Annotated in this window: 8 protein-coding genes; all 8 read left to right on the top strand. The window is 42.0% G+C overall.

Features of this window, described 5'->3' with window-relative positions; genetic code table 11:
• The gene (locus CWC03_RS02535) at window positions 1-8,058 is read left to right on the top strand and encodes a non-ribosomal peptide synthetase/type I polyketide synthase (RefSeq protein WP_138580454.1); all 8,058 of its coding nucleotides are present in this window, start codon (window positions 1-3) and stop codon (window positions 8,056-8,058) included.
• A complete protein-coding gene (locus CWC03_RS02530; protein WP_138580453.1) occupies window positions 8,058-11,711 on the top strand; it encodes a condensation domain-containing protein in 3,654 nt (1,217 codons plus the stop codon). The genes CWC03_RS02535 and CWC03_RS02530 overlap by 1 nt, the downstream gene beginning before the upstream one ends.
• Window positions 11,708-12,709 (top strand): TauD/TfdA family dioxygenase, encoded by a 1,002-nt coding sequence (locus CWC03_RS02525; protein ID WP_138580452.1) that lies wholly within the window; start codon window positions 11,708-11,710, stop codon window positions 12,707-12,709. Before CWC03_RS02530 ends, CWC03_RS02525 begins: the two co-directional genes overlap by 4 nt.
• A 453-nt stretch (window positions 12,710-13,162) precedes the next feature.
• Complete coding sequence (locus CWC03_RS02520) at window positions 13,163-14,194, top strand: 2OG-Fe(II) oxygenase family protein (RefSeq protein WP_138580451.1); 1,032 nt, start codon at window positions 13,163-13,165, stop codon at window positions 14,192-14,194.
• 215 nt (window positions 14,195-14,409) lie between these two features.
• Window positions 14,410-17,448: a non-ribosomal peptide synthetase gene (locus CWC03_RS02515; RefSeq protein ID WP_138580450.1), complete on the top strand. Its 3,039-nt coding sequence runs from the start codon at window positions 14,410-14,412 to the stop codon at window positions 17,446-17,448.
• Window positions 17,445-20,972 (top strand): non-ribosomal peptide synthetase, encoded by a 3,528-nt coding sequence (locus CWC03_RS02510; RefSeq protein ID WP_138580449.1) that lies wholly within the window; start codon window positions 17,445-17,447, stop codon window positions 20,970-20,972. The genes CWC03_RS02515 and CWC03_RS02510 overlap by 4 nt, the downstream gene beginning before the upstream one ends.
• Window positions 20,973-21,078: 106 nt before the next feature.
• Complete coding sequence (locus CWC03_RS02505) at window positions 21,079-22,077, top strand: TauD/TfdA family dioxygenase (protein ID WP_138580448.1); 999 nt, start codon at window positions 21,079-21,081, stop codon at window positions 22,075-22,077.
• A gap of 205 nt (window positions 22,078-22,282) precedes the next feature.
• On the top strand, window positions 22,283-25,813 hold a 3,531-nt coding region (locus CWC03_RS02500), incomplete at its 3' end, for a non-ribosomal peptide synthetase (protein ID WP_138580447.1).

Raw genomic sequence — 25,813 nt, 5'->3', positions numbered from 1 at the left:
ATGAATGCGAAAACAATACTAAATACATTAGCTAAATCAGATATCGATCTTTATCTAGACGAAAGCAATCAGCTTAAAGCAAAAGCGCCCAAAGGTGCTATCACAGAAGAATTTCGAACGCTGATCAAAGAGCACAAAGCGAGTTTGGTTGCTTACCTTGAACAATTAGATGCGATTTATACCAAGCGTGATAATAATAAGAAAATTGAGGCTGCAAAACGGGTAGATGGTAAAGCTGATATTTCTTTTGCCCAACAACGCTTGTGGTTTATTGATAATCTCCAGAATGGTTCGCCAGAATACAATATGCCCATGGCATTTGATACTAAGGGTGAGCTGAATTTACAAGTGCTTCATCAAGTATTCGCTACAATACTAGAGCGCCATGAAGTACTTCGCTCAGTATATGTTGAACATGAAGGTCGTATCGTTCAGCAGATCCGCACTATGGACGAAGTTAACTTTACAATTCAAGTCGAAGATTTGAGTCATTTGAGTGGTAATGCGTTAACTGATGCTGTGACACAAAGAATGGATGCGGATATAACCACGTCTTTCAATCTTGAGTCTGACTTAATGTTGCGAGTTAGTTTCCTGAAGAAAACGGTGGATACCGGTGTGTTGCTATTTAACATGCATCATATTGCATCTGATGGCTGGTCCGTGGAAGTGCTGACTAAAGAGTTTGTTACGCTCTACCATGCATACCATGCGCAGCTACCTAATCCGTTGCCGCCACTTGATGTGCAGTATGCAGACTATGCTCAGTGGCAAAAAGACTATCTGGCAGGTGACGTACTTGAAAAACAGCTGAGTTATTGGCAAACCCAGTTAGATGAAGCGCCTGCGGTACACTCGTTACCGCTAGACAAAGCACGGCCAGTTACTAAGCAGCAACAGGCAGATGTTGTGCGGGGCTCGTTACCAGAGGATATCGCACAGAAATTGTTAGCGGTTGCCAAGGCTTATGAATTGACTCCATTTATGCTTCTTCACGGTGCCTTAGCATTGTTGCTATCTCGCCATAGTAATAGTAATGACATCGTTATTGGTACACCTGTTGCGAACCGTAAGCAAAGTGAGCTTGAATCACTTATAGGCTTTTTCGTCAATACATTAGTATTGCGTACAAATACAGCACATAAAACATTGGCAGACTATCTTAGCCATATCAAAACAGTGCATCTAGGTGCACAAACTAATCAAGATGTTCCATTCGAACAACTCATTGATCATCTGAAGGTACCGCGTAGCAAATCCTACAACCCTTTATTTCAAATTATGATGACGACGAGTACGAGTTATGGCATTGATGATGGTGGAATGGATACCTTTTCTCTACCTAGTGTTGAGTTACAGGCGAATGCCTCTGATTTAATCCAAGTGAAATTTGATTTGGATATTGACCTAAATATAAGTGAGCAAGGTGTTGGACTTCGCTGGACTTACGATCTGAACCTGTTCTCAGCGCATCATATTGAGCAACTAAATGCACATTTATGCCGCTTGTTAACGGAGATCTCTACGTTGCAAAATGACCGCGGCGTTGCTTTGTCGGAAATTGCGATGTTAAGTGACTCAGAGACACACCAGTTGGTACATAGTATCAATGACTCTGAACTTACTCGTTCAACAGATCATTGTATTCATGAGCTATTTGAACAGCAGGCGGAGTTGCACCCAAATAATATTGCTGTGGTCATTGATGAGCAAGCTCTGACATATCAGCAGCTTAATGAAAAAGCGAATCAGGTGGCGCGTTACCTACGTGCAAACCATGATATTCGCCCTGATACTTTTGTCGGTTTATGTGTAGAGCGTTCACTAGAAATGGTGATTGGCATTGTGGGAATCCTAAAGGCGGGAGCTGCGTATGTCCCTCTAGATCCTGATTACCCTCAATCACGTTTGAGCTACATGTTTGATGATGCCTCATTAGAGGTAGTGCTTAGCCAATCGCATCTTGACTCGGTATTAAGTGATTTTAAAGGTACTATAGTGTCCCTTGATCACGTGGCGGAAACCAATCAGGGTACTACACATTTATTCTCACAGTACGACAGCCACAACCTTTCTTCTGCGGAAACTGGCTTAACCTCAAATAATCTTGCTTACGTAATTTATACGTCAGGATCAACTGGGCAACCGAAAGGCGTGATGATTGAGCATCAATCATTGGTGTATTCAACGGTATGTCGATTTGATATTTATGAAGAGTTCTCTAGCTTTTTACTGATTTCTTCAATGTCGTTTGACAGTTCCATTGCGGGAATATTCTCTTCTCTAACTAGTGGTGCAAAACTATGTTTGCTTAGTGCTCATAAGAAAGCTGATACTAATTATATTGTGAGTCAGCTTAAACGCCATGAAATCAGTCACCTGCTTATGGTTCCAAGTTTTTATGACTTGATCCTAAATGAGGTCGACAGTACCGCACTGCCAGCCTTGCGCGGTGCGATTGTCGCAGGAGAAAGTTGTTCGAAAAATGTCGTTGAAAAGCACTATCAGAAGTTTGCACTAACCGGTGTCAAGTTGTTCAACGAGTATGGGCCAACGGAAGCTTCTGTATGGAGTAGTGTGGCACTATTGAAATGTGATGAAACGGTTAGCATTGGTAAAGCGTTACCGGGAAAGTCACTGTTTATCATGCATAACGATATGCTTGTTCCTTACGGCAGTGTAGGAGAGCTTTACATTGGAGGCCAAGGGCTTGCTCGTGGGTATTTAAATCGCTCAGACTTAACAGCGCAGCGATTTGTTACCAATCCGTTCTATCAAGTTGGCAATCAGAATAGTTCTAAGCGCCTGTATAAAACAGGTGATCTAGTGCGGTATTTACCAAACGGAAATTTGGAGTTTATTGGCCGTGCGGACGATCAAGTAAAAGTTCGTGGATTTAGAATCGAACTTGGTGAAGTTGAAGCGCAACTGGAGAAGTTGGACTGTGTTAACTCAGCACTGGTGACTACCTATGAGATTGGCGGTGCTAACCAGCTCGTTGGCTACGTGAAAGCGAGCGATGGGATGACAGACGAGCTGCCTGAGCACTTTACTAACAAGGTCAGAGTTCAGCTTGGGAACCGTGTACCTGAGCATATGATCCCAAGCATGATCATCCCAATGACGGAATGGCCTTTAACTGCAAATGGCAAAATGGATCGCAAAGCTCTACCAAACCCATCTGAAATGGCGTCGAAAGATAACTTTATTGTAGCTGCCAATGATACTGAACAAGCACTAGTGAAAGTGTGGTGTGATGTTTTGCAGCTCGACAAGGTATCGGTGAATAGCAACTTCTTCGAGATTGGAGGGAATTCACTGCTTAGTATTAAGCTACAGAAGGCGATTCAACAACATATGGAAGTCGACGTTGAGCTAACTGATCTATTTGAATATCCGACCATCGGGGCACTTGCCAAGTTCCTGTCTGGTGAACACGATGATGGGCTTGAGCATGGTGCAACGTTAACGACTAGAAGCTTCACACAAGAGTGCACAGATATAGCGGTTATCGGTATGGCTGGTCGGTTCCCTGATGCCACTAATGTTGATCAATTTTGGCAAAATATTAGTGCTGGAAAAGAATCTATCACCTTTTTTTCCGATGAGGAGTTGGTGGCTGCAGGTGTCGCGCCTGCAATGCTGAAAGATCCTCGTTATATCAAATCAATGGATGTCCTTAGTGGCGTAGCTGACTTCGATGCAAAGCGCTTTGATTACACTCCTAGAGAAGCTGAGTTGTTAGACCCACAACACCGTCTTATGCTAGAAGTATCCTCCGATGCATTAGAACACTCAGGGTATGGAGATCACTCAAAACCACAAAATGTGGGTGTCTTCGTTGGTGTAACGGATAGTGCTTATTTGATTGAAAACTTGTTGCGCAATCCAGATGTTGTCAGTAGTGCCTCTCAGAGTTTGGTGGCAAGCACAAGTGCATCATTTTTGGCGACCAAACTGTCTTATAAATTAAATCTAACAGGGCCAAGTGTAAACGTACTGACAGCTTGTTCATCTTCATTGGTGAATGTGCACCAAGCATGTAATAGCTTATTGCTAAATGAGTGTGAGATGGCACTTGCTGGTGGTGCTCGTATCGCTTCATTGAAGGCCGATGGTTACCTTTACCAAGAAGGGGGCGTGAACTCTGCAGATGGTCATTGTCGACCTTTTGATATTGAGGCGACAGGAACACGTGGTGGCAGTGGTGGTTGTGTTCTTTTACTGAAACGCTTAGATAAAGCGCTTGCAGATAAAGATACCATCCATGCTGTAATTAAAGGCACTGCTGTGAATAATGATGCGGCAGAAAAAGTAGGGTATATGGCGCCGAGTATTTCGGGCCAAGCTGCAGTAATTAAACAAGCGTTGAAAAACGCTAATGTCGAAGCGAATTCTATTCAGTACCTCGAAGCACATGGCACGGGTACTAAAATTGGTGATCCGATAGAAGTTAAAGCGCTCAAAAATGCCTTTGCGACCGAACAAAAGGGTTATTGTGCATTGGGCTCCGTCAAAGCGAATATCGGCCATTTAGATGTTGCGGCAGGTGCTGCTGGTATGATCAAAGTCATTGAGGCGATGAAGCATCGACAGCTACCACCGACAATTAATTACACACAGAGTAATACCCAGATTAACTTCGAACAATCTCCATTCTATGTTAATACTGAAAGTAAATATTGGGATTGTGATGCTGATCAAAGCAGACGTGCTGGCGTGAGCTCATTTGGGATCGGAGGAACTAATGCTCATGTGATATTAGAGCAAGCTCCTGAGGTCGAACCCAGTTCATCACCACGTAAGACTTGGCTGTTGCCGATTTCCGCAAAATCCAGTAGTGCGGTCAAAGCGGCATGTGAGAACTTGCGTTCCTACTTGGCGACGAAAGCAGACGACCAGGTGAACTTGCATGATATTGCTTATACTCTGCAAGTGGGTCGTACACAATACGAATACAGTACTCATATTTCTTGTTCATCGTTGGAAGATGCAATTACGCAGCTGGACAGCCATCCAAAAGTGATTCGTAATGAAGCTGATGATCACTCGGTGGTATTTATGTTCCCGGGTCAAGGTGCGCAATATATTGAAATGGCGCAGCAGCTCTATCTTAATGAGCCGCAGTTTAAATTGGTATTTGATCAATGTGCCGATACGATAAGTGAGCAGATCAATGTAGATTTAAGAGCGGTTCTTTACCCTCAAATCACCGGCCAGTTAACGCCTGAAGCTGCGCAGTCTTTATTGGCGCAAACTCGTGTAACACAGCCAGCGTTATTTGCCATTGAATATAGCTTAGCAACATTGATGCAGTCTTGGGGTATCAAGCCTGACGTCATGATAGGACACAGTATCGGTGAATATGTTGCTGCCTGTTTGGCTGAGGTATTCACGGTAGAAGATGCTTTAAAGCTGGTATGTGCTAGAGGTTCCTTAATGCAGCAGGCTCAACCCGGTAGTATGTTATCTATTGCAATGCCAGTTGAGCACCTCCGCCCGTTGTTGCAGCTAAGTGATACTTGCCTAGCAGCGGTGAACTCTGCTAACAACTGTGTTGCAGCTGGCTCAGAGCAAGGGCTTGCGCAGTTACAGGCGCTATTAATAGAGCGCGGCATCGATTATCGTCCGCTGCATACATCCCATGCTTTCCATTCGAAAATGATGGATGGGATTTTAGATGAATTCTCGAAGGTATTTGAGCGAGTGGAGTTGAATGCGCCGAAGATTCGCTATGTATCGAATGTTTCAGGGAAGTTCATTACTAATGAGCAAGCACAAAACCCAGAGTATTGGCTCGCACACCTAAGAGGCACAGTGTTATTTGCTGATGGTATTGAGACAGTTCTATCTGATACAAACTCTCTTGCTGATCAAAAGATATTTGTAGAAGTGGGGCCTGGTAGAAGTTTAACAACACTCGTGAAGAAAAACCGTGATGCGCAGCAACAAGTGGTACTGTCGGTTACGCGTCATGCGAACGAAGCTATCTGTGATCAACAAAAATTGTTAAGTGCGGTAGGTTCTCTTTGGAGTCATGGTGTGGATATAGATTGGTTCGCGCTCAACTTAGCGCAGGTAGGTCGTCGTGTACCGTTACCTACCTATCCATTTGAACGAGTTCGTTACTGGGTGGACGCCAAAACAGATTCTTTGACGAGCGTATCCTCTCATGGTGCTAAGTTAGCTGCTGATAAATGGTGGTCGGTGCCGATATGGAAGCAAAGTACCGCAATGAAAAAAGCCAAGGCGCAACTTAACACAGATAAGCAACATTGGTTGTTAATTATGGACAGTCATGGTGTCGCGGAAGAGTTAGCTTCTCAGCTTATGTTGAACGGCCACACTGTATATCGAGCATATTCAGCAGAGAGCTTCAACCGTCTAGATGATCAGAGTTTCAATATTGATATTGGCAATAGTCAAGATTATGAAACGCTGCTCGAAGTCATCAATAAAGAGGTACAGTTGGATCGCGTTGTACACTTGTTAGGTGTTGCGCCAACAGCAACTGAGAATATGCTAAATATGACACAATTTAATCAAGCACAACGGTATGGCGCATACAGTGCTCTCTATACTGTTCAAGCAATCGTTAAAGCGGGTCTAGATGATAAATTGAGTATTGATTTCATAACCAATGATGTTGAGCGAGTCACTGGTGATGAAACTCTTAACATAGGTAAATCAACAATTAAGGGGCTATGTAAAGTCGCACCACAGGAATATCCTGAGTTGAGTTGCCATCATATTGACGTACATTTGAATCAAGCTACGCGTGATCATGCAATTGCTAAATTGTGCCAGCGTTTATCATTGGAGTTACATTCACAACAGCGAGCACCACTTGTTGCACTGCGTGGTAATCAACGTTGGGAGCCTGATTATGAAACTGAGCTAATCGATACAGAGACACCAGCTGCTCATCGCTTAGTCGATGGCGGTGTTTACTTTATTACAGGCGGCTTGGGTAACATAGGTCTTTTGCTTGCTAAATATATTAGTCAAGCCGTGGCAGCTCCTAAGCTGGTACTTGTGGGGCGCTCTAAATTTCCCGAGCGCGCGACATGGCCAAGCTTGCTGGAAGGTAAAGTTGATCCAGACCTTTGTAAGCAAATTGAGCAAATTACTCAAGTGGAAAAAAGTGGTGCAGAAGTAATAATTCTAAGTGCTGACTCCGCAAATTTACAACAAATGCAAGATGCTATGAATTTCGTAGAAAATCAGTTTGGCGCGATCTCTGGAGTGATCCACGCTGCGGGCCAGCTACACGGTTCAATGACAGCACTCATTGAGACCACTGAAGATGACTTCGAAAAACAATATCGTGCCAAAGCGAATGGCGTCATAGTGTTAGAAACCTTGCTACAAACGCGACAAGTTGATTTTTGTATATTGATGTCTTCATTATCTTCAGTACTTGGCGGCCTTGGATTCTCGGCTTATGCCGCTGGAAACCAATTTATGGACGCATTTGCGCAAAGTAAGCATGAGCAAGGTGACGAACGCTGGGTAAGTGTTAACTGGGATGGATGGAGTTTTTCGGAGGCCACCCAAGATGATTTCTCGATGACACCTGAAGAAGGGATAGAAGCGTTTGCAGCTATGATGTCAATCGCTTACTACCCACAATTAGTGAATTCAACCGGTGCATTGGAGAAGCGACTAAGCCAGTGGATAGACAAAAAGGTTGCTGAGTCGCAACAAGCTTTATATGAGCGCCCTGAATTGGAGAGTGATTATGTCGCACCTCGAAATGAGGTTGAAGAGAAACTCGTTGCTATTTGGCAGCAGGTGCTAGGTATTGAGCAAATCGGGATTGAAGATAATTTCTTTGATTTAGGCGGGGATTCTTTAGTAGTAACCCGTGTTATCAGTGAAATAAGAAAAATGTTCTCAGTAAATGAATCTGCATTATCTATCAAAGAGTTCTTTGAGAAGCCAATTATTAGCCAGTTATCAGAAAAAATAGCGGCTGAACTAGAAAATGCTGAAGTCGAAAGTAAGAAAGCGCAAATATTAGAAGCAGGTAAAGCTGTAGAAGAAGGAGTATTTTAATGAATTCACCACAACAAATTATCGCCCACGCAGAAGCTTGTAATATTGTGCTTTACTTAAAAGGCGAGCAGTTAGCTTATATTAGCGAGGAAGGTGGCTTTCCTGATGATCTGAAAACGTTGATCCGTGAGAACAAAGATCAAATAAGTGCTTATTTACGAGAACAGGAACTACTAAAGCAGAAAGCGGAGAATGAAACACTGATCACGCCAGTAGATAAGAGTAAAATATTGCCACTTACCTTTGCGCAGCAAGGTCTATGGTTTATTGATCAGCTAGAAGGGGGGAGTAATCAATATAATATACATGCAGCGTTTGGCCTCAAAGGAGAGCTAAATTTGGCTGCAGTACAGTGGGCTGTTAATAAGTTAATTGAGCGCCATCAAGTATTACGTACTGTATATATTGAGAAAGAGGGAGAAGTCTGCCAAGAAGTTCAGCCTCTTCAATACATGGAGCTGCCGATTGTTGATTTAAAAGGCTTTTCGTCGCAAGAGCAACAGGAAAGAATACTTCAGATCTCGAATCAAGAGATGAACCAGGTCTTTAACTTGCAATCTGACTTAATGTTGAAAGCAAAAGTAGTCGCACGAACAGAACACGATCATGTATTGTTTTTTACACTGCATCATATAGCGTCTGATGCTTGGTCACAGGCCATCATGATCCAAGAATTTGCGACACTTTACGAAAGTTATTGCAAACAGTTGCCAGATCCACTGCCTATGTTAGATATTCAGTATTGCGACTATGCTCACTGGCAACGGAACTACTATACCGAAACTCGCATATCTGAGCAGTTAGTGTATTGGGAAAAAATGCTCAAAGGCGCGCCTTATTCCCATGCATTACCGTTCGATAGGCCTCGAGGTGCACAGCAAAAGTTCGCTGGAAAGACACATTCTTGGTTTGTTGATAATGAACAGGTCCAGGGATTAAAAGCAAGAGCAAAAGAAAATCAAGCAACATTTTTTATGATGCTATACACCGCTTTTTCAGTATTGATTGGGCGTTGGAGCCAGACAAGAGATGTAGTTATTGGAAGTCCTATTGCAGGTCGCACCCACCCTCAGGTGTCCCCTATGATCGGTTATTTCATTAACAGCATGACATATCGTAGCGAATGGACTGAAGGAGAAAGTTTCCGATCCCTGCTTGGTCGCAATAGAGAGAATACGTTATCTGCATTCGATCATCAGGATATACCCTTTGATTCGTTAGTTGATCGTTTGAAAATACCGAGAGAGCTGAGTCATAGTCCGCTATTTCAGGTGATGTTTACGCTGCAAAACACAGAAAAGTCTGATTTTGAGTTGAACGGGTTGGAAACTTATCCTGTGATGGGCGAAAACTCACTAACGAAGTACGATTTGCAAATGGTTGCTGAAGAAGGTGAGGGTGGGCTTTGGTTAAATCTGACCTACTCAACAGATCTGTTTGACTTTGAAACGGTTCAATCAATGTCCAATAGTTTTGATGTGATATTGCGTCAATTATCTGTGAATGTTGATATAGCGGTAGATAAGTTAGCCTTGGCAAACACGACAGAAGCGCTAACTCCGAAGCTGCTTCCATTGGAGTCATTTACGTCGGTCCACTCGTTGATTGAAAATATGGTGGAGACGAAAGGGGATGCGACGGCTATCGACAGTGGTGATTGTTCACTCACTTATAAGGAGTTAAATGAAAAGGCAAACCAACTGGCGAGATTTTTAATTCAGAATGGGGTTACGCAGGGACAGCAAGTACATTTGTGTGCAATCCAAGGGGTGTTCCGTTATGTCTCCAAGTTGGCTGTATTAAAAGCTGGGGCGATATATGAATATCATGACATCATTGAAAATACAGACTGGTTCAACAACATCGCAGCTCAAGGTAGCGTCTTGCTATTTTCAGAGTGCACGGTAAGCCGCTTATCTGGTAACGCATTACGCGTGCCTTCAGATGATGAGCTGAAGGCATTTTCTTCAGCAAATATGCGCCAGGATGAGGTCTCTATCAGGTCTTTTGACCGAGCGATAATAGATAGTCGATTGAATAATGGTAGAGTAAGCCATGCACTTTTGTTACAACAAGTGCTCAGGCAGCAGCAAACGATGCAGCTACATAAGAATGCAAACTTGTTAATTCATCCGGAAACAGAGAAAACCAATCGTATAGATTGGATTACAGGGCTCGCGTCAGGCGCTAAACTGGTGTTGTTAGAGACTGCTCGAGACCTCGAAGATACTTTAATCACAAAAGAAGTGACGCACCTGACGCTAACAGCTGCACTGCTTGCTGATGTAACTTTATGTAAGGATTATGCTATTCAGCAGCTTATCATTCATGCAGAGTCTGGTGCTGATTCATTACTGTGGCGATGGAGTGAGCTTTACTCGGTAACATCTGTCTTGAGTCTTGACCTACAAGGTTATATTTGTGCAGAGAAAGTGATTGCTGGTCAGGCCATCTCGTTGGGGAGAGCTTTTGATAAACATCAAGCGAAAGTGATGTTTGACGACAAGAATCGTGCCCCAACAGGTGCTATTGGTTATCTCTATACCTTTGATGAAAATAATAATTTTGAAAATACTAAGATGTTGGTGCGAGAAACTAACGCTGGCAATATCGAAGCTATTCACTATGGTGCTTTGAGAATGAGCCGTGATGATGTATTTCTAGAAAATATTATCTCAGCTCAGTCGCAAACGATTCAAGTTGCGGTGATAGAAAAAGTGGTTTACCTAAGGTTGTCGGGCAGCAGTGCTGCACAGCAAGAGCAGCTGAAAGCAGTTCAACATAATTTAAAACAGCTGGTACCTACATATCTATTACCAAAGTCATACGTAATAGTATCAAATATGCCGATTCGAAATGGCGGTACGGTCAATCGTGATACGCTGTGGCGTCATATGCAAAGTTGGCAAGATAACTTGGCTGCGTTACCTCAACCGGAATTATTGGAGACTGACTTACAACTGCAAGGTTCCACAACAGAAACAGTTGATTTTTTCCTCGATAAAGAAGTATCATTTGCATTGCGGAATTTAGCGTGTCAGTATAATGTGACAATTGCAAAGGCCTTTTCTGCGATTTTTAATTTGGCCCTAGTGATTAACTCTGAAAGTGATTGTATCTTAAGTACGGTGTCTGGAGTATCTTCTTCTACAGTTGGTAGAGGCGTTTTGTCTGGTTCATTTTGTAAAGATGCACGCGTTCAAGACAACCTGAAAGGTATTCTGGATAATTTATCACAAAGTGTGGATTACGAGTTTGTTGATAAGAATTGGATAACGCAACAGTACAATCAAAAATGCGGCACCGATTGGAAGACTATTTTTGCCTATCAGTTAAAGTTTGTGTCGGATACTATGATGCAGCAAGAGCTTGTGACAGACAGCTCGGTGAGCTTATTGGTTTCAGACAGACTGAGCGCAGAAAAAATAGAGGGCCAATGGCGCTTGCAAAACAGTTGTTTTGATCAATCAACGTTGCGTCGATTGGAAAAAATAATAGCGATGTTGGCATCCCATGAGTTGCAGAGCAAAACGTTAGCGGAAGTGAAAACAATATTGAACGAAGATGCCCGCAGCAAGTTGCGTTCAGCGAAGCGAAAATTTAAATCAGTGAGAAATAAGAGTCAGTTCTCAGTTGAAGGAAACGTAGCATGAGTTTTAATAAATGGCGTAATAAAAAAAGTGAAACTACAACGTCGGTAAGTTCATTAGTTTCAAAGGTTTTTTTAGAAGAATCACCTACATTGCCTATAGTGTATAAGTGCAATACGGCAAACGTTGATTTACCGACTTGGTATAATCAGAATGAGTCGGAAATAGCGCAAGAGCTTGCTAAATATGGCGCTGTGTTATTCCGCGGCTTTAATATACATAGCGAAGATGATTTCCAGCAGTTTGTTGCCACTAGCATCAAACAGACGGCTAAGTATGTGGAAGGGGCAACGCCGAGGACAAAGCTATCAAAAGGGGTTTATACGGCCACGGAGTTTCCTTCTGATCAAGAAATTGCTTTGCATAACGAGTTGTCGTATGTCACAGAGCCACCAAGTAAGTTAGCATTTTGCTGTTTGACTGCCCCTGAAAGTGGTGGTCAAACTCAACTGGTCGATGTACGTAAAGTGCTGAATCGAATTGACCGTGATATCGTATCCGAATTCGAAAAGCGAGAAGGCTGGTTATTGCGTAGGAATTATGGCAATGGATATGGACCAACAGTGGCGAAAGCGTTTGGTATGACAGATATTGCAGACATAAAAGCTTATGGAGAAAAGGTTGATTTAAAAGTGACACCAATTTCGGATGAAAAAGTAGTCACTGAACAGGTTCGAAAGGCTGTGCATCAACATCCAATTAGTGGAGAAAAAGTCTGGTTTAACCATATCTCTTTTTGGCACACAAATAACCTATGCCCAGATGTGAGAGCAAAAATGCAAGAAGACTTAGCGCTTGAGGATTTTCCCTATTCAACGCGTTATGGTGATGGTAGCGACATTGATGACAAGACCGTCGAAGCACTGAGGCTGGCGTATACGAAAGAGGAAGTGAAGTTTGACTGGCGTGAAGGGGATGTATTACTGATAGATAATTGGTTGGTTGCACATGGTCGAAAACCATTTACAGGTGCTCGTAGAGTGCTTGTGGCCATGGGGTAAGTGAGCCCTGTCGAGATATATTATCGTCTCACGCATGAGATGATAATATATCGACCAAGGGAACTTTGTTTGTAAATTAGTCATTTTTATACCTTTGTTAATTGACTCGGTGTAAAAATTTAAATATATTTAATAATTGATACACTTTAATATTGAGCTAGCAATAGCCTGAATGGTAGAAGCGTGATGCGCATTCCTAAATGGCGTTGGTTTATACTAATACCTTGTTTTTGTTAGTTTGTGAAAATCTAAACTCATAGAGCTATTTGTTTTGCTTGGTGGGCGTGCCCACTACTATATCCAACGACCAAGGACACACTTGGTTTGCACTACTTCTTTGAAAATTGAAGTGGATGGGCGTAGAGATTACGTGTTATTGCTACGTATACCATGGAACAGATCGACATTGAGTCAGAAATAAAGAATTTTACGATATAAAAAGGATCTATGTTTATGCTAAAACTAGATAAAGCTATCTCTGATGAGCTTTTACTTGGGCTTGTGCGCTCTACCATTCGAGGAATTGAAGCTAAGGATTGTTTTTACAACCAACTTCATTACGTTAATCGGAAGTTTGTTGAAGCTCATGCTAACGCGCTACTCGATATTGTTGTTGCAGCGTTACAGGATATTCACCCCGGTATTTGTCGAGATGACATTGCTTACGTCAATGATTTTGTTGCACCCGTTAATCTGAAGAACTCAGCAGTGAGGCCGGTCACTGAATTAAACAAAGCTAATAAATATCAGTGGCACGTAGACTCAATTGACCAATGGTTAGGGCCTTGCTATAACCTATGGATCCCGTTATATCGTCAATCTGCGCTTGAGAAGTTAAGTGAGCAACCGCTATTTGAAGTGATGACGTCAGAGCAGGTACCAAGCCTCTATGGGAATAACAATATACCAAAGACCAACTTTCTCATTGATGGAGCGACTCAGGCACCTGACTACCTCGGTTTGGCTCAAGAGTTTACAGGCATAGAAATCGAAAAATTACGCGATAGCTACCTGTACCATGACGCAAAAGGGAAAATTCATATTTTGCCAAAAAGTGATATGCAGAGCACTACAGTCGTGAAACCGCAGTTAGGTGATGCTTACATTTTCAGAGCAAATCAATTCCATTCATCAGGCCCCTCAGAGTTTGAGCGTATCGGTGTTGCCATGAAGTTCATTATTACCAACCCGAAATACGGTTTCAAAGAGCATGATGAATTTAGATTTCCCCCACCATTTGCGGGATGGGAAGGTTTGTTTACTGGCTGTTATGCCCAATTTAAAGATTTTACCTCATTCAAAAAATATATTGACTTTAGCATCGTCGGAGAACAGCTAGAGCTTCGCAACAATCAAGATAAATTGAATAATATCTGTGTAGTACTAAGTGAAATAGAACAAGAGTTGGCACACTATATAGAGCATGGCAGTTTTCCTTCTCTCGCCCATCAAGCAGAGCAAGAGATGGAGGTCGGGTTTCTGTAGAGACGAGAAATATTCTCGGTAGGTATTAATATTTAGTGCATACCGGTTGAGAAATCCTATTGATGAAAGTAGTTTCTGACTATTTTGCTTTACCACTTAAATAAGAAGCAAAGAACTAGGCATTATTAGTCGCTCTCTGCTTTTAAATAACTAAAAATGAACAATGGTAAACCGTTTCTGCATATATTGATGCAGAAAAAACAAGGAATAACCCAATGAATAAAAAAGTATTGGCGTCTCCAATTCAAAACGCGCATTGGATTCAGCTGAACAATAATATAGATAAGTCAATTCAGCTTGGCTCAATTAGTGCTTTACATACGGGTAGCTTAAACATTGAAGCTGTCAGTGAATATTTGACCACTTTAGCAGAGCGTTTAGACATTATTCGCACAGCCTATGAGGTGGATGAATTTGGAGGGCTTTGGCAAAATATCAGAGATCTTGATCCGGTTGAATTGGTGACAGAGGATTGGCGTGGCTATACAGATGCACAGATAACGCAGCGTAAATCAGAGCTCACGATATTCGGGGAACAGCAATCGAGCGACTTTGCCACTCCTTGGTTGCGATTAGTAATTGCGCAGCAAAGCAATGGCTATTGGTGTTGTCTTGAAATGAGTGCTCTAAACACAGATAGCTTTACATTGACGCATCTAATGCAGCTGATCCTTTCCGCTGGCAGCGAGTATACTCATGATGCGCAGACTTGGTTGCAAAATGAAGTCATCCAATATGAGGAACTAGCACCTTGGTTAGCTGATTTCTTGTTAGATGACGACTTAACAGAAGCTCGTCAATTTTGGGCGAGAGATAAAAGTGTGGCCGCGCTAGTTGATAAGTGTACTTTGCAACGATATAAGCATGATGGAAAGTCAGAGTATAAATTTGACTATATCAACCTTGGTGATATTCAAGATGAGATCTCACGTTTTGCTAAGCAATATCAAGCGACGAGTGCTGAGGTAGTATGCGCGAGTTTGCGTTTAGCATTAAAGAAGTTCGCACCAAAAGCCGAACTTGTTAGAATGTTTGATAGCCGTTCAGACAGTGATTTAGCCGATGCTATCGGACCATTGAGCCGGGCTGTACCCTTATTCCCAGAAGTTGCTGACAACTTTAATGACGCTATACAGAACGAACTTGAATGTAGTGAGCATGGTGTTGATTATGCAGAGTGTTTTGCTAAAAGCCATGATCATGAATCCGCAGGATTTAGCTTTATTTTTGATGCCGTAGTTAATGTAGCGCAGCCGACACTGCAACTCGAGCAGGTAAAACACTTAGCTGAAGCTTGTAAGTTACAGTTTACTTATATTCAGCAAGAGAGTGGCAGTCGTCTACAGCTAACGTATGATAACAGTTATGTTGATGATCAAGCCGTTACCTATTTGCTTAATCAGATAAAAGTAGCGTTAATTAACCATATGGGTATTTCCACTCAACGCCTAGGAGCTGAATATCAAAGCTATGGTAAAGTTGTTACTACATCGGGAGTAACGGTTTTAGATCACGTTAACAAGGTCGTCGCTGCAGGCAACGGTAACGTGGTTGAGTTAAATGGTAAGGAAAAAACACTCGCAGACATTGATTGTGCCGCAAATCAACTTGCGAACTATTTACAACATCAAGGCATAGGTAAAGGTGATGTCGTCGCGCTATGTATGGTCCGCTCTGTGGAGTTCGTCATTGCGATGTTGGCGACGATGAAAGCGGGAGCAACATATGTTCCTATCGACATTGACCTGCCACATCAGCGTATCACCGATATGCTTAAAGATGCGCAAGCAACTACGGTGATCAGTGTTGGTGAGTATGAGGTCACTGGGTGTAAAAACATTGATTTAAATGAGCTCAAGCTCGAGCAGTACGCTGCGACAGCACCGGATGTAACTATTCAAGAAACAGATCTAGCATATATTTTATTTACCTCTGGCTCGACAGGAAAGGCCAAGGGAGTAAGCATCAGTCACAAAGCTTTGCTCAATCATATGAACTGGATTAATGATGAATTTACGTTTGCAAAAGACGATCGTTTCCTGCAACGAACATCGGCAAGTTTTGATGCATCAATTTGGGAGTTTTGGGCACCGTTGATGGTCGGCGCAACGATGGTGATTGCCCCAAGTGAAATCAATTATGATCTACCACTCTTCAAGCGAACGATGCATGACTATTCGATCACTCGACTACAGCTTGTTCCATCACTATTAGACTTGTTACTTGAACACATTGATGGATCCGTATCGTTCACGCTAAAAAGTGTATTTTGTGGCGGTGAGGCATTGAAGAGCTCAACTGCAGATAAAGCGATGCAAACTTTTAATTGTGAAGTTATTAATCTATATGGGCCATCTGAGTGCTGTATTGATGCTTTATTTTGGCGCTATGAGCGTGCGACAGTAACAGATTTTGTGCCTATCGGATATCCAATTAACAACTTACATTGTCGGGTCGTGAAAGAGGACGGTGATCTTGCTGAAATAGGGGAAACAGGTGAGCTACAAATTGCAGGTGACTCTGTTTTCAATGGTTACTACGGTCAAGAGGCGTTAACGATGGCTGCGCTGGTTCATTGTGATACTAGTCACTTAGATTTTTATAAAACCGGTGATCATGTCCAAGTGTTATCAGACGGTAACCTAATGTACTTAGAACGTCTAGATAATCAGGTAAAGCTTAATGGTTATAGAATAGAACCGGATGAAGTTTCTATGATTATCTTGAATGCAGGCCTTGCGGAGCAAGCAAAATGTGTTGTTGCTGGAGGTGGGCTTTCTCTATTTATTGTTGCTCCTACAGCTTCCGAAGCGGAACTTATACAATTGTTAGCCAATAAATTACCTGAATATATGCAGCCAAAACAGCTAATAGAATTAGAGGCATTTCCCTACCTATCCAATGGTAAGTTAGATACCAAATCGTTAATTGAAAGTGCGTTAAACCACACAAAGGCAGACTATGTAAAGCCTGAAACGGAAGTCGAGATACAGCTTACTCATATTTGGCAAGAACTCTTGAATACATCTATGTTAATTGGCACCACGCATGATTTCTTTGCTATAGGAGGACATTCTCTTTTGGCTATGAAAGTCCTAAATCGCATTCAAGAAGAGTTCAAAATAAACATTAGTGTTAGGGTGTTATTTCAAAATAAAACAATTGCAGAACTTGCAGCACATATCGAACCATTATTGCTGTTAAACAGTGCAAGTAATGAAGAATTAGAATGTATGGAAGGTGGTTTACTATGAACGTAGTTGAGTTGCTAAGAGAAGTTAAAAATAAGGGCATTATTTTATATCTTGAGAATGGAAGCTTAGCTTTTAAAGCGCCGCCAGGAGCGATGGATAGCGAAATCAAAGCACAAATTATAGCGAAGAAAAGTGAAATTGTTTCTTTGTTGCAACAACAGGAAAATGCAGATATTCTCCCTATCAGTCGCTATCCAAGGCAGGGAGATAAGCTTCAAATGGCTTCATTTGCACAGCAAAGGCTATGGTTTATTGATAGCATGCAAAAAGGATCTGCTGAGTACAACATGCCTGTTGCTTTTGGAGTAAGCGGTACCCTTGACCTTGCGACGCTGCGCAAAGTATTTGCAGCAATTATTGAGCGTCATGAAGTATTGCGCACCGTGTACTTATCAGATGCGGGTGAGGTACAGCAGGTCATTCGTGAGATGGCTGAAATAGACTTTAACATCACTGTGGAGAACCTTGAGCATCTCACGGGTGAGATGCTTGAGTCTGAAGTTCAAAATCTGATTTCATGTGATATGAATACCCCATTTAATTTGGCGCAAGATTTGATGCTGAGAGTGAGCTACATTCATAAAGCTGAAGACTCGGGTGTACTGCTATTTAATATGCACCATATCGCGTCCGATGGATGGTCAACTGAGATACTCATCAAAGAGTTTATTACATTATACCAAGCGTTCAGTGAGGGAGAGCAAAACCCGTTACCAGAGTTACCAGTGCAATATGCAGACTATAGTCATTGGCAGCGAGAGTACGTAGCTGGTGAAGTCTTAGAAGGTCAATTGCGTTATTGGGAAAATCAACTCAAAGATGTACCGATGATACATAGCTTACCTTGTGATTTTTCGCGCCAAAAAAGCAAACAAACTATGGGGAAGTTGGTACATGGTCAACTCTCCGAAAAGCTTGCTAAAACCCTACTAGATACGGCTAAAAAATTGCAGCTTACTCCTTTTATGCTGGTTCATGCTGGATTTTCTCTCTTGTTAGCAAGACACAGCAATAGTAATGACATAGTTATAGGTACGCCAATTGCAAACCGAACTCAGGCAGAATTAGAGCCACTGATTGGGCTGTTTACAAATACATTAGTATTACGAGCAAATACCGAGCATAAATCGTTACATGAATACTTTGATCATATTCGCCAAGTGCATTTAGGAGCTCAATCTAATCAAGATGTACCATTTGAGCAACTTGTTGAGCGCTTGAAAGTTCCTCGCAGCTCGGAGTATAGTCCGCTGTTTCAAATTATGCTGACAACGAGCAGCGATTTTGGAGTGAATGAAAATTCAAACAGCCAAACATTAGCATTACCAAACGCAGAGTTGAAAGCATACCTTTCTGATCAAGTACAAGCTAAGTTTGATATTGAGCTCAATGTCAGTATTAGCGAGCTTGGTGCGAGCTTAGATTGGACCTTTGATGACGGTTTGTTTGAAACCCAGCATATCGAACAATTAAACCAACACCTTTGTTCATTATTTGAAGCCATAGGCTCTATTAATGACCCTACAAAGGTTGCACCATCTTCATTACCGATGATGTCGAAAGCTGAAATTAACCGCTTAGTTCATGAATTAAATGGCGTCGAGCAAAGTTATGATAGTGAAAAGTGCATTCATGAGCTTTTCGAACAGCAAGTAGCTAACTCCCCAGAACAAACTGCAGTGGTGTTTGCAGACAAGGCCCTTACTTTTGCTGAGCTAAACCAGAAAGCGAATCAGGTTGCACACTGCTTAAGGGCTAGGCATGAGATTACGCCAGATACATTGGTCGGCCTATGTGTTGAGCGTTCATTGGAGATGATTGTTTGTATTTTAGGGATTCTCAAAGCCGGGGCGGCATATGTTCCGTTAGACCCAAGTCACCCTAATAATCGACTGACGGATATCATCTCAGAAACAGAGCCTAAAGTTGTTCTAACACAATCTGAGTTACTCAATAAGTTTGAGTTATCAGCATCAAAGGTTTTGATTGTTGACGATTTGATAGATGGAGATAATTCACCATTTATTGAGTATCCTACTGATAACTTAGATAAAAGTACGATTGGATTAACCACAAACCACCTTGCTTATGTGATGTATACCTCCGGGACCACTGGTAAACCTAAAGGGATCATGGTTCAGCACTGCGGGCTACTTGCGAGAAAAGCTGGCTGGGACCATATTTTTGAAATTGATAAGGCACCGCTGACAGTTTTACAAATGGCAGGACTGTCGGTTGATATTTTACTGGGTGATATAATCAAGGCGCTTTGTAGTAATGCTGGGAAGCTTATCATTTGCCCGTACGAAACGTTAATTTCAGCACATGAACTTTGTAATTTGATAAACATACATCAAGTAACTTATGGTGATTTTGTCCCTAGTGTTGTAAGAGAACTGGGACATTACCTTGTGAATAATGAGCAGAAGTTGCATGGGCTTAAGTTCATATCAATAGGCTGTGAAGCGTGGAAAGTTGATGATTTAGAATTACTAAATCAAGTCGTTGATAACAGTACTCGAATTTTCAATTTATATGGTCAAACGGAAACGGTTATTGATGCTAGTTACTTCGATACCAGTAAGTATGGAATTGAATACTTAAAGAGTGGGTCGATCCCATTGGGCACACCTTTCCCAAATACTGCACTTTATGTGTTAGATGATAACCGTCAATTGGTACCAAATGGAGTAACTGGTACTTTATATGTTGCGGGACATGGCTTAGCGAAGGGCTATTTTGGCAACCCTGAACTTACAGCTGAGAAGTTTGTGCGCAATGAAAGCTCAGATATAAAAGAACAGCGACTCTATTGCACAGGCGATCTTGTAAGGCGTTTATCAGATGGTAGCTTAGAGTTTGTTGGACGAGTCGATGAGCAAGTTAAAATCAGAGGGTTCAGAATTGAACTCAGTGAAATTGAAGCACAAATCGCAGCCTTAAGTGATGTAGACTCTGCTGTGGTGATGGCCAAAGAAGTGCAAGGTAGCCTGCAAATCGTCGCTTATGTAAAACCGATAGAGCTAACAGTGGAGACAAACACAGAGGAAAGTTCAGAAAGTCAGTTTAAAGCGGCGTTGAGGAGCGTACTCAAAGAGAAATTACCAGAATACATGTTACCCACAATCGTTATGATTATAGATAGCTGGCCATTGAATGCTAATGGCAAGGTCGATAAAAAGGCATTGCCAGAACCTGACCGTGCATCAATCGGACAAGAATATATTGCACCAATAACAGAGGTTGAAGAGCATCTAGCTAAAGTGTGGTCTGAATTGCTTAACCTTGAGGTTCAACAGATTAGCACTACAGCTAATTTCTTTGAGCTGGGTGGACACTCTTTGCTAATCAGTCGCTTAGTTGCTGCACTCAATGAACAGTATGAGATTAGTCTAGTGTTAAAAGATGTATTCGAACTGCCTACAATCAAAGGGATTGCAGCTCTTGTGGATGCGTCGAAAGCGGCAGCAGTTAAGCAAGTAGAAACAACGGTGTCAGAAAAGAAAAATTCGATAGTAATATAAAAAGTAAACCTTATTCTCGTCAGAGTTATGCGCAATCTACTACAGCATGACTCTGGCCATCAAACGATATCAATGATTTGATGGCGCTAACTTTTCGGAGAAAAACATGGAATTATTAAAAGAGCTTAGCCCCGCTGAGCATCAACAAGAAGCGAAGCCTGATTGTGGAGGCTTGATCCTCACTTTATTGGATGATGAAAAAGAAAAAATAGAACAACTAGTCAGACAGCATAATACAGTTAACTCAAAAGATGGTGCAGATATCACTTTTAACTATCTAGAAACATGGAATAAATTTCCTCGTAGAATTAAAAGAAAACTGCTTGAATTCAAGTTTAAAGGCGGTGATCATAGCTATCTATTGATAAAGAATTTGCCGCTACTACAAGGGCTTCGTGATACACCGCTCGCGAAAAATGAAATTAAGGGTAAGCAGCGAGATTATGCCGCGCTATTACAATCGATCATTTCTGTATCATTAGGGTATGTATATAACTTTAAGGATAAAATTACCACTGGTCTGGTAGACGATATCTATCCAATAAAGAAAGATTCTAACAAGCAAGTGGGCACTAACAGTGTATTTCTTGAATGGCATGTTGAAGATGGATTCCACGAAACGAAAGCTGATTTCGTTACACTGCTATGTTTAAGGGATGACCCTGAAGTAAAAACATATTTGATGCCAGCAAATCACCTGAGCTTGTCAGATGCAGAGCGTGCTCAACTGAGCCAATTAGACTATTTAATTTGGGAAGATCTCACATTTAATAACGAGGGTGATTTACGTAGTACCAAGGTAAAAGTGCTGGATGGTACCGAAGATCCAGAAATTATTTATGACCCAGCTTATATGGAAGCGTGCAGTAGCGCATCAGCCGAAGCTTTCTCGTCTCTTAAAGACTCCATCGTAAAAGGATGTTTGACTTTGACCTTAGCTGAAGGCGAAATGCTGGTTTTTGACAATCGTAGAGTGGTTCATTCTCGTAATGCCTACAGTCCCAGATTTGATGGCAAAGATCGTTGGTTGTTGAGAACGCTCGTGGTCGAAAGCTGGTGGAAAGCAAAGAATAAAAAAGTAGAGTCGACTTTATATGTAAGTTAACGGGCAAGGTCGGATAGCTCGGATTTACTCTGTTATTTTAGGTCTCAATAGGTTGAGGATAAAGCAGCTAGTCGCTAGCTTCTGTTGAATATAAAGTTTTAATACTCCAGTCATGGATTGGTAATTGGTCGTTTGCACTTATTAGCTCGTTGAGAAGTAAGATGCGCTCTGTAGACCTTGCACTATGTAAAAAGGTAAAATTTCTGTGGAAAATATAAAAAAATTAATAGCCGATTGTGCCGAGGCACAGTTCTCATTTGAGCTGGCGGAGAATGACCAACTCAAAATCAACTTTGAGGAAGCCATCCCTGAGTTAATACAGCGAATTAAGGACAATAAAGAAGGGATCCTGTACTACCTCCGAAGTGACGGATATAAAAAAGTTGTAAAAGCAACTCAAACGGATCAAAAACATAACTTATCGTACGCACAGCAGCGCCTGTGGTTTATTGATAATTTAAAAGGCAGTACTCAAGAATATAATATGCCGATGGCTTTTGATGTAACAGGTGAACTCAATATTGCGGTGTTGAAAAAAGCGTTCCATACCATCATTGCAAGACATGAGATATTACGTACTACTTACCATGAGCACGATGGCTTGGCTGTACAACAATTAAAGGGCATAGATGCTTTTGCTTTTGATATTCAAGAAGTTGATCTTACAAATCTCAGTGGTGATTCATTACAAACTGCGTTAAAGGGCCACATCGATGAGCTGATTGGCCAGCCATTCGATTTAAGTCAAGACCTAATGCTCCGCGTAAGCTATATCAAACGGACGAATGATTCTGGCGTTCTATTATTCAATATGCATCACATCGCGTCTGATGGGTGGTCAATGGAAGTCATTTTGAAGGAGTTGTTTACCTTATATCATTCGTATATAGCTGGTATGCCCAACCCACTTCCAGCCCTTTCTATCCAGTATTCAGATTATGCACTGTGGCAAAAACAGTACTTGAGCAATGGGGTTTTAGAGCAGCAATTAGCATACTGGGAAAAGCAACTAGATGATCTTCCTGTCGTTCACTCTTTACCTTTGGATAAGCCTCGCACTGAAGGGACGGCCAGCCGAGTCGGTATCGTACATGGCCAGCTTTCATCTGCATTGGCGAAAGAGCTTATCAATATCGCTAAGATGTATCAATTAACGCCATTTATGTTGTTACATGGAATGCTTTCACTTTTGCTTGCTAAGCACAGTAATAGTAATGACATCGTTATTGGTACGCCTATAGCTAATCGTCTGCAGTCAGAACTGGAGCCGCTCATTGGTTTCTTTGCAAACACATTGGTACTTCGAGCTGATACCAGTTTTGTTGCTATGGATGAGTATTTTGCACATATTAGAGCGCTACACCTTGATGCTCAGTCTAATCAGGATGTCCCTTTTGAACAGTTAGTTGAGCGCTTAAAAATACCGCGAAGTCAAAGTCACTCTCCTTTGTTTCAAGTATTGTTAACGACAAACAGTGACTATGCTTTAACGCCAGGCTCGGAGCAGGCATTCAAGTTACCAAATGTTGAACTCCAGACATATCAATCGGATTACATTCATGCCAAGTTTGATCTGGATATTGATATCAGTATTAGTGACTCAGGTGTTGCCTTAGTATGGGAGTATGATACTAGCATTTTCATGGAGCAGCGGATCCAAGTTTTAAACGATCATTTTTGTAAATTACTTAATGGGTTAGCTTGTATGGTTGCAGAGGGTAATAATGACTTGCCCTCGCTGCCTATGCTGTCTCAGGAAGAAGCACATTACTTGTTAAATGAAGTGAACGATACGGTAGTTCCTTATGCTAAGGACATGTGCATTCATGAATTGATTGAAGAGCAAGCCTCGCTTCATCCTGAACGGGCCGCCGTGGTGTTTGATGATGAGGTGCTCAGCTACGCAGAACTTAATAGGAGAGCAAATCAGGTAGCGCACTATTTACGTGAAGAGCACCATATTAAGCCTGATGATATTGTTGGCCTATGCGCTGAGCGTTCGGTTGAAATGGTCGTCGGTATCGTTGCGATATTAAAAGCAGGAGGGGCATATCTCCCTCTTGACCCTAGCTACCCAGTGTCACGATTGTCTTATATGGTGGAAGATGCTGCTCTTAGAGTTGTGTTGACTCAAGGAAGTAATATTGAGATAGCTGAACGCTTGGGAACACCCGCTGTCGCATTGGATAAGCATGCGCAATTTTCAACTTATGACATAACAAATGGACCTAAATCACAACTAGGTTTGACTGCGAATCACTTAGCTTATGTGATTTACACTTCTGGTTCTACAGGAAAACCAAAAGGTGTGATGGTTGAGCATCAAGCTCTGTTTAACCGGATTCATTGGATGCACAATAAGTATGGTATGACTCATCGTGATAACGTGCTACAAAAAACACCGTACAGCTTTGATGTTTCGGTTTGGGAGTTTGTTTGGACTTTAGCCTACGGGGCGAAACTGGTTGTTGCTCGTCCTGATGGGCATAAAGACCCTGAGTATCTATGCCGCCTAATCCAGCAGAGCCAAATTACTAAGCTACACTTTGTTCCTTCAATGTTAGGACTGATATTGGAAAATAAGCAGTTCTCACATTGTCATAGCTTAGAGCAAGTATTTTGTAGTGGTGAAGCGTTGCAGCAAAGCCATGTCGAAGAATTTAGAAAGGTTTTACCAAGTACCCAGTTGCATAATCTTTATGGGCCAACAGAAGCTGCCATTGATGTAAGTTATTGGGATTGCTCGGGGGATATCAGCAAAGGAGTGCCGATAGGTAAGCCTATCGACAATATTCAGTTGCTCATTCTTGACCCTAATTTAAACCTAGTGCCAAAGGGATCAGTAGGGGAATTACATATAGGCGGAGATGGTCTCGCGAGAGGGTACTTAAACCAAGAACAACTAACTTCTGAGCGTTTTATTCATAACCCTTTTTATGATGAAGGACAAGGTAGCTGTTCTCCACGTTTATATAAAACAGGCGATCTTGCACGTTTAAGAGCCGACGGGGAAATTGAATATCAGGGTCGAATTGATCATCAAGTTAAAATTAGAGGTTTACGTATTGAACTTGGAGAGGTCGAGCATCAGTTAAGTGGTTTACATAGTGTTGATTCAGCGCTTGTTCTAGCAAAAGAAGTTGCAGGTTCAACTCAGTTGGTTGGTTATTTTAAACCCTCGCATAACCATGGCGGCTTTGATCAAAAGAACTTGATAGAAAATATACAAAAGGAGTTAAATGGCGATCTTCCCGCTCACATGGTGCCAAGTATACTTATTGCAATAGATGAATGGCCATTAACGGCCAATGGTAAAGTAGACAGAAAAGCCTTACCAGAGCCAGAAGGGAGTGCACTGCAAGGAGAGTATGTAGCACCGGTAACCGAAGTGGAACAAAAGTTAGTTGATATTTGGTCAGCCTTACTGAATATACCGAGCGATACAATCAGCACCACGGCGAACTTCTTCACACTAGGGGGCCACTCGCTACTGAGCATTCGCTTAATGTCAGAAATAAGACAGCAGTTTGCCGTAGCGCTGCCAGTGCAGGCAGTATTTGATGCGGAGAATTTGGCAGCGCTTGCGACACGCATCAATCAGAGCCAAGGCAGTGACATGCGTCCAGCTGTAGAAGCGGTGGCGCGTACATCAAGTATCCAGCCAGTTTCTTTTGCGCAGCGACGATTGTGGTTTATAGACCAACTACAAGGAGGCTCGGCGGAGGACATTATGCCC

It is taken from the genome of Pseudoalteromonas sp. S2755 (assembly GCF_005886535.1).
Lineage (GTDB): Bacteria > Pseudomonadota > Gammaproteobacteria > Enterobacterales > Alteromonadaceae > Pseudoalteromonas.
This window is presented reverse-complemented; position numbering and strand designations above follow the sequence as displayed.

What these genes read in the sequence shown, in the direction of transcription:
- CWC03_RS02535 (WP_138580454.1), top strand. Translation starts at nt 1, where the DNA reads ATGAATGCGAAAACAATACTAAATACATTAGCTAAATCAGATATCGAT.
- CWC03_RS02510 (WP_138580449.1), top strand. Translation starts at nt 17,445, where the DNA reads ATGAACGTAGTTGAGTTGCTAAGAGAAGTTAAAAATAAGGGCATTATT.
- CWC03_RS02520 (WP_138580451.1), top strand. Translation starts at nt 13,163, where the DNA reads ATGCTAAAACTAGATAAAGCTATCTCTGATGAGCTTTTACTTGGGCTT.
- CWC03_RS02525 (WP_138580452.1), top strand. Translation starts at nt 11,708, where the DNA reads ATGAGTTTTAATAAATGGCGTAATAAAAAAAGTGAAACTACAACGTCG.
- CWC03_RS02515 (WP_138580450.1), top strand. Translation starts at nt 14,410, where the DNA reads ATGAATAAAAAAGTATTGGCGTCTCCAATTCAAAACGCGCATTGGATT.
- CWC03_RS02530 (WP_138580453.1), top strand. Translation starts at nt 8,058, where the DNA reads ATGAATTCACCACAACAAATTATCGCCCACGCAGAAGCTTGTAATATT.
- CWC03_RS02505 (WP_138580448.1), top strand. Translation starts at nt 21,079, where the DNA reads ATGGAATTATTAAAAGAGCTTAGCCCCGCTGAGCATCAACAAGAAGCG.